A 6,650-nucleotide genomic window follows, 5' to 3' on the forward strand; every position below is an offset into this window, starting at 1 on the left:
GAGAAATGCTTCACCAAAACAAGCTGAGAATGTTGGCTGTGGAGTTGTAACACCACGTTCAGTTCCTGCAAGTTTTGCAGTAAACCCTGAAAGGAAGTGGTATTTTGTTTGCTCCGCAGTTAATTTTGATACCGGTGGCATAACACCAAATGCATCAGCAGTCAGGAAAATTACTTTGTTGGCGTGCCCTGCTTTGGAAATCGGTTTTACAATATTGTCGATATGGTAAATTGGGTACGATACACGTGTATTTTGTGTTACAGAATCGTCGCTGAAATCAATTTTACCATTTTCATCAACAGTTACATTTTCTAACAACGCATCACGCTTAATAGCATTGTAAATGTCCGGTTCAGCTTTCGGATCGAGATTAATGGTTTTTGCATAACATCCGCCTTCAAAATTGAACACACCGTCATCGTCCCAGCCGTGCTCATCGTCTCCTATAAGTTCGCGTTTCGGATCAGTTGAAAGGGTTGTTTTGCCAGTACCGGAAAGGCCGAAAAATATAGCAACGTCCCCTTCTTTGCCTTTGTTTGCAGAGCAGTGCATTGAAGCCATTCCATTAAGCGGCAGGTAATAATTCATCATGGCAAACATACCCTTTTTCATTTCGCCACCATACCATGAACCACCTACAACATGCATTTTTTCAGTCAGGTTGAAAACGGTATAAACTTCAGAGTTTAGTCCCTGTTCTTTCCAGTTTGGATTGGTGGTTTTTGAAGCGTTCAATGAAACGAAATCCGGGTCACCGTATGTTTCCAATTCTTCTTCAGTAGGCCGGATAAACATGTTTTTCACGAAATGTGCCTGCCAGGCTACTTCCATAATGAAACGCACTTTCAGGCGTGAGTCTGGGTTGGCACCACAGAAAGTATCCATTACAAAAAGGCGTTTCCCTGAAAGTTGTTTTACCGTGTTTTCTTTGAGTTCCTTCCACACCTCGGGAGTAACAGGTTTGTTGTCGTTTGGAGATTCAGGTGAAGTCCACCAAATGGTGTCTTTTGTCGTGTTGTCCTTAACAATGTATTTGTCCTTTGGCGAACGTCCGGTGAATTCACCTGTCATTACATTTACAGCACCCAATTCAGTTACCTGCCCTTTTTCAAAACCTTCCAATCCGGGGCTGGTTTCTTCTTCAAAAAGCTGTTCGTAAGATGGGTTGTAAACAATTTCCTGTACGTCTTGAATTCCGTACTTCGATAAATCTAAATTTTTCATAACTACCTAATATTTAACTTTGTAAAACTTGATATTCTACCTATATCCGGAAAACAAAAATAACTTTTTTTTCTGCTTGAGCCGGATAAAACAGTCCATTTGCCCCGTTTTACCGACCGATTAAACATTATCTTAACAATGTAACCGGAATGGTCTCAAGTTTTATTGTTCATAAAAAAAGGCGCTCCTCTCGGGAAACACCTTTTAATTATATAATTGGTAAATCAATTCAGGATCTTGGGTGATACTGATGAATTGTGTCCTTCAGATAATCGCGATCGATGTGGGTATAAATCTCGGTAGTTAAAATTGATTCGTGTCCCAGCATTTCCTGAACAGCCCTTAAATCGGCTCCGCCATTTATAAGGTGCGTAGCAAAGGAATGCCTGAAAGTATGCGGACTGATTTTTTTATCGAGATTAATTTTTTGGGAAAGATTTTTAATTATGGTGAATATCATTACCCGGCTCAGTTTTTTCCCTCTACGGTTCAAAAACAATATATTTTCACTCTCTTTGTGAATTTTCAGTTTTTTACGGTAACCATTCATGTATTTGTTAATTTCTTCAATGGCCCTGTTACTAACAGGCACAAGCCTTTCTTTATCTGCTTTTCCTTCAATTTTTATGAACCCCTGGTCGAAAAACAGGTTGGTTAATTTCAGGTTAACCAGTTCAGAAACCCTTAACCCGCAACTGTACAGTGTTTCGAGCATGGCTTTATTGCGCTGACCTTCGGGTTTTTCCAGGTCAATGGCATCAATCAGGGTATCAATTTCCTCCATCGATAAAATATCAGGTAATTTCCGGCCAATTTTGGGCGATTCAAGTAAAGCTGTCGGGTCGCTCGATATTTTTCCCTCTATCAGTAAATATTTATAAAATGATTTAATGCCCGAAATAGTTCGGGCCTGCGTCCTCGGGCTAACTCCCTTTTCGTTGAGCCATTCCACAAAACTTTTTAAATGCTGCAGCTTAACACGTTCAGGAGTTACCCGCTTTTGGCTTGTTTCCAAAAAATTAACCAGTTTATTTATATCGTTAATATAAGCCGCAACTGAATTTTGCGAAAGTGATTTTTCTAATTTAAGGTAATTTTCATACCCTTTTTTGCTGTCTTCCCATTTCATAACTTCCATATTTTACTTTTAAATCATTAGATTTAAAATTTTTTAATACTAACTTCGTTCGATCAATAATATCCAGATAATAATGCTTTTAGATACATTTAATTAACTATAAAGTTACTACAAAAAATATTAAAAACGAAATATAATGAATTTATTGATTATTAACGGCCCCAATTTAAATTTGTTGGGGAAGCGCGAAAAAAACATATACGGTTCGGAAAATTTTGAGACCTATTTTGAAGAATTAAAAGCTCAATTTACTGAATTGCATTTAACTTATTTTCAATCAAATATCGAAGGAGAGATTATCGACAAAATCCATGAGCATGGCTTTGCTATTGACGGTATTATTATTAACGCCGGGGCTTATACACATACTTCGGTGGCCATTCGCGATGCCATTGCCGCAGTTCCTGCTCCAACCGTAGAGGTTCACATCTCCAACACGCTGTCGCGTGAGGATTTCAGGCACAAATCAATTATAGGGCCTGTTTGCAAAGGATGCATCATGGGGTTTGGCCTTGGCTCATACAAACTGGCCATACAAAGTTTTTTGTGAAAATTACCGGGTTATTCAATTCTTAATATCGCAACGATGTGGCCAGCGCTGTGTATTCGCGTGCTGATGCCATATAATGTTGAGTGGCGAAACAGCAATGGGTAAATACGTCAGACGATTTGGTTATTTATGTGGGTGGAAGGTTTGGAGAAGACTGCGGAACTTCGTTTATCGAAATTTCAACAGTTGACAAAATAATTCCAAAGGATTAAGAAGTATGATTTTATCGAAAGTCAATTATCTCAATGTCACCGTAATTACCTGTATTGAAAACAAAATAGTTATCAGGTAATTCGGTGTCAATATTCATTTGGGTAACTTCAATGCCGTACAAATTCCCGTCGGTTCCGTGGAGAACAGCTGAATTGATCATCATATTCGACTTGTCGATGAATAAAACAATTTTTGAAACATCATACTCGTCGGTATCGGGATACAGTTCAATCTGATACAATGTTTTACCCCCGTTTTGTTTTTCACCGATGTATTTCGATTCAAATCCTTTCTCATAAATACTGAAAATGGATGAGGGATCCATTAATTCGCTGCTGTTATCCTCAATAGTCGAAATGGTAACCTGGTTACCGTCTTCCATATAATTCCAAAGCGTTTCGCCGTCAGAATAAACTTTCATGCCCACATCGGTTAAGTCAACAATATATTTTTGTCCTTTCAACTGAATGAAACCTTCATTTTTTTCATGAATTTCCATTTCTTCATTATCCATAGAAAAAATAAAACTGGCTGAAATTGTATTGTACGATTGCGTTTTTTCGCTTACTTCATTTAAAATCTGTTTGGCCTTTGAGCCATTTTGTGCGTTTGCAAGAAAAGGAATTAATCCGATAATCCCGATAAAAAATATTCTTTTCATTTTTAAAATTTTAATTAAAACTGTTCAATAATTGTTCCAAAGTGTATTCGTCCTGAATAAGCACCTGCCTTGCTTTGCTTCCTTCGCTTCCACCAACAACACCTGCAGCCTCCAGCTGATCCATTATCCTTCCCGCGCGGTTATACCCAATTGAAAACTTGCGCTGAATCATTGAAGTGGATCCCATTTGGTTTATCACCACAATGCGTGCAGCATCATTAAAAAGTTCATCGCGGTTATTTATATCAACTTCGCCCGCCCCGGCTTCTTCCTCTTCAACATATTCCGGGAGCATGAAAGCGGTTGAAAAACCTTGCTGTACTGAGATGAAAGAACAAATCTTTTCTACCTCGGGAGTATCCACAAATGCACATTGTACACGTGTCATTTCACTTCCTGATGCGATGAGCATATCTCCCTTCCCAATAAGCTGATTGGCTCCCGGCGTGTCCAGGATGGTCCTGGAGTCAATCATCGATGCAACTTTAAAAGCAATTCGGGCAGGGAAATTGGCTTTTATAACTCCGGTAATAATATTGGTTGATGGCCGCTGGGTGGCAATAATCATATGGATTCCAACTGCCCTGGCCAACTGCGCAATACGCGCAATGGGGAGTTCAATTTCCTTGCCGGCAGTCATTATCAGGTCAGCAAATTCATCAATTACCATTACAATATAAGGTAAAAAGCGGTGTCCTTTTTCCGGGTTCAGGTTGCGGCTGACAAATTTCTTGTTGTATTCTTTAATGTTTCGGGCATGTGCTTTTTTCAGCAAGTCGTACCGCTGATCCATTTCCACATTTATCGAATTCAGTGTATGTTTTACTTTTTGAATGTCGGTGATAACCGGATCTTCTTCGTTTGGCAACTTGGCCAGGTAGTGTTTTTCGAGAACAGAATATAAATTCAGCTCCACCTTTTTGGGATCGATAAACACGAATTTGAGCTGCGAGGGATGTTTTTTATAAAGCAGCGAAGTAATAACCACGTTAATTCCCACCGATTTTCCCTGTCCGGTGGCTCCGGCAACCAAAATATGCGGCATTTTGGTAAGGTCGAACATGTACGTTTCGTTGGATATGGTTTTTCCCAGCGCAATGGGCAGCTCCGCATTGCTTTCCTGAAATTTCCGTGAACTCAAAATTGACCGCATCGATACAATCTCGGGATACTGGTTGGGCACTTCAATTCCAATGGTTCCTCTTCCCGGAATTGGAGCAATAATACGAATTCCCAGCGCCGCAAGGCTCAGGGCAATGTCGTCTTCAAGGTTTTTAATTTTGGCAATGCGAATACCCGGAGCGGGGACAATCTCGTAAAGGGTAATAGTTGGCCCGATGGTAGCCCTGATTTTTGTAATTTCAATTTTATAATGGCGCAGCGTTTCAACAATTTTATTTTTGTTGGCGAGCAGCTCTTCGTTGCTCACCTCGGCATTTCCGGCTGCGTGGTCTTCAAGAAGTTCGAGTGTCGGAAATTTATATTTTGAAAGCTCGAGCGTAGGGTCATAATCTTCCATCTTTCCCGGACGGTAATTTTCCAAAGCCTCCTCCTCTTTTTTCTGCTGAATTGTAAGTTCGAGGCCTTCATCGTTTTCGTTCTTGCTGTCACCGGAACTTTTTCTCTGCACATCGTCAGCTTCTTTATCTTCGGCATCGGGTTCAAAAATGGCTTTCACCACATCATCTTCATCAATAACTTTCGAAATTGAATCATCTTCAATGCTATCAACTCCATTCGTTTCCTGTTCGCTATTTTCAGCACTTGTGCTTTCATCTGCATCAGCTACTTCCTTTTCCGTTTTTTTCCGGAACATTCTTTTAATGATTGAATAAGCCGAATCGAATCGGAAAACCAACAACGATAAACCGGAAATAAAAAGGAAAAGGATAACCCCGGTTTTCCCGATTAGTGCGCTGAGCCAGTTACTTAAAATGAACCCGTAACGCCCGCCGGCATACATGAACGAACCGGCATCGGTTTTTGAAAATACAAGCCCCAGGGTTAATGAAAGCCAGATAACCAGTAAAATGCTGAATACCAAACTACGACGGTATTTCACCAGGTTCCGGCCTAAAATTTTAAACCCGGTTACCAACAGCAGGTATATAAACAGGAAAGATGAAAAACCAAACCCGCGATTGATAATTACTTCAGAAAGCCATGCTCCGGTTTTTCCGGCTTTGTTCTGAACTTTTATATCGGATTCCAAAACTAATTCTTTCCAGGGCAAATCGAGTTTGCTTTGGTCGGCTTCTCCGTAAAACAAAAATGAAATAAATGCAATAAGCAGGTAGGCTGAAATAAGCAAAACCAGCAATCCGGCAATAAACCTGAACTTTTCATTTTTAAAGAATGGTTTTTTGCTGCTTTTTTTCTTCCGGTTTGATTTTCCAGGCTTTTTCGATTTCGATGCCATAAAGGTTTTGCTTGTTTTTAAATGAAGTGCAAATTTAATTAAAAATATTCAGCTGACTGTTCTGAATGTATCCTCAAAAAAAAGAACGTCAAAAAAAGAAATATGATATTAAACCGGCAAATTTTCTTTGCGTTTTATGTTTTTATTTCAATTCAGCTACTAATTTAATTTTCAGAATATAAAACACTGTTTTTTTAACATGGTAAGAGTTCTAAAAAATGACAAATCTCCATTCCTTTTATACAACGCATTTTTTATGTTTGTTGCGGACTAAAACCTTTGAAATGGAAAAAGTGGCAGTTGTAGCGCTGGGCGGAAACGCCCTTCTACGTGAAAATGAGGAAGGAACGATTGAACAGCAGGAGAAAAATGCGACTGAAACGGTTGAAAACCTGGTGCATTTGATTAAGGATGGGTATGAACTTGTTATTACGCACGGAAACGG

General features: G+C 39.5%; 6 protein-coding genes. 2 read left to right on the forward strand and 4 right to left on the reverse strand.

Going from position 1 to position 6,650, the window contains the following annotated elements:
- Together pckA and xerD are read right to left on the reverse strand one after the other, a co-directional pair.
- A partial coding sequence (gene pckA, locus ACTCNA_RS17115) for a phosphoenolpyruvate carboxykinase (ATP) (RefSeq protein WP_462949158.1) occupies positions 1-1,224 on the reverse strand: 1,224 nt, incomplete at its 3' end.
- A gap of 229 nt (positions 1,225-1,453) precedes the next feature.
- On the reverse strand, positions 1,454-2,353 hold the full coding sequence (gene xerD / locus ACTCNA_RS17120; RefSeq protein WP_462949159.1) for a site-specific tyrosine recombinase XerD: 900 nt from the start codon (positions 2,351-2,353) through the stop codon (positions 1,454-1,456).
- A gap of 145 nt (positions 2,354-2,498) precedes the next feature.
- Here xerD and aroQ point away from each other — a divergent pair, with 145 nt between their 5' ends.
- Together aroQ and ACTCNA_RS17130 are read left to right on the forward strand one after the other, a co-directional pair.
- Positions 2,499-2,912, forward strand: coding sequence for a type II 3-dehydroquinate dehydratase (gene aroQ, locus ACTCNA_RS17125; protein WP_462949160.1), 414 nt, complete (start codon positions 2,499-2,501; stop codon positions 2,910-2,912).
- A gap of 83 nt (positions 2,913-2,995) precedes the next feature.
- Positions 2,996-3,124, forward strand: a complete 129-nt coding sequence (locus ACTCNA_RS17130; RefSeq protein WP_462949161.1) for a hypothetical protein — start codon at positions 2,996-2,998, stop codon at positions 3,122-3,124.
- 11 nt (positions 3,125-3,135) lie between these two features.
- On the opposite strand, the gene lolA1 is transcribed toward ACTCNA_RS17130, so the two are convergent.
- Both lolA1 and ACTCNA_RS17140 read right to left on the reverse strand, forming a co-directional pair.
- Positions 3,136-3,786: an outer membrane lipoprotein periplasmic chaperone LolA1 gene (gene lolA1 / locus ACTCNA_RS17135; RefSeq protein ID WP_462949162.1), complete on the reverse strand. Its 651-nt coding sequence runs from the start codon at positions 3,784-3,786 to the stop codon at positions 3,136-3,138.
- A gap of 10 nt (positions 3,787-3,796) precedes the next feature.
- A complete protein-coding gene (locus tag ACTCNA_RS17140; protein WP_462949163.1) occupies positions 3,797-6,205 on the reverse strand; it encodes a DNA translocase FtsK in 2,409 nt (802 codons plus the stop codon).
- Positions 6,206-6,650: the final 445 nt, after the last annotated feature.

The organism is Tangfeifania sp. (genome assembly GCF_055108615.1).

Bases quoted from the DNA above. Each gene is read 5' to 3' on its own strand.
- xerD (WP_462949159.1), bottom strand. From the start codon at position 2,353: ATGAAATGGGAAGACAGCAAAAAAGGGTATGAAAATTACCTTAAATTA.
- aroQ (WP_462949160.1), top strand. From the start codon at position 2,499: ATGAATTTATTGATTATTAACGGCCCCAATTTAAATTTGTTGGGGAAG.
- lolA1 (WP_462949162.1), bottom strand. From the start codon at position 3,786: ATGAAAAGAATATTTTTTATCGGGATTATCGGATTAATTCCTTTTCTT.
- ACTCNA_RS17140 (WP_462949163.1), bottom strand. From the start codon at position 6,205: ATGGCATCGAAATCGAAAAAGCCTGGAAAATCAAACCGGAAGAAAAAA.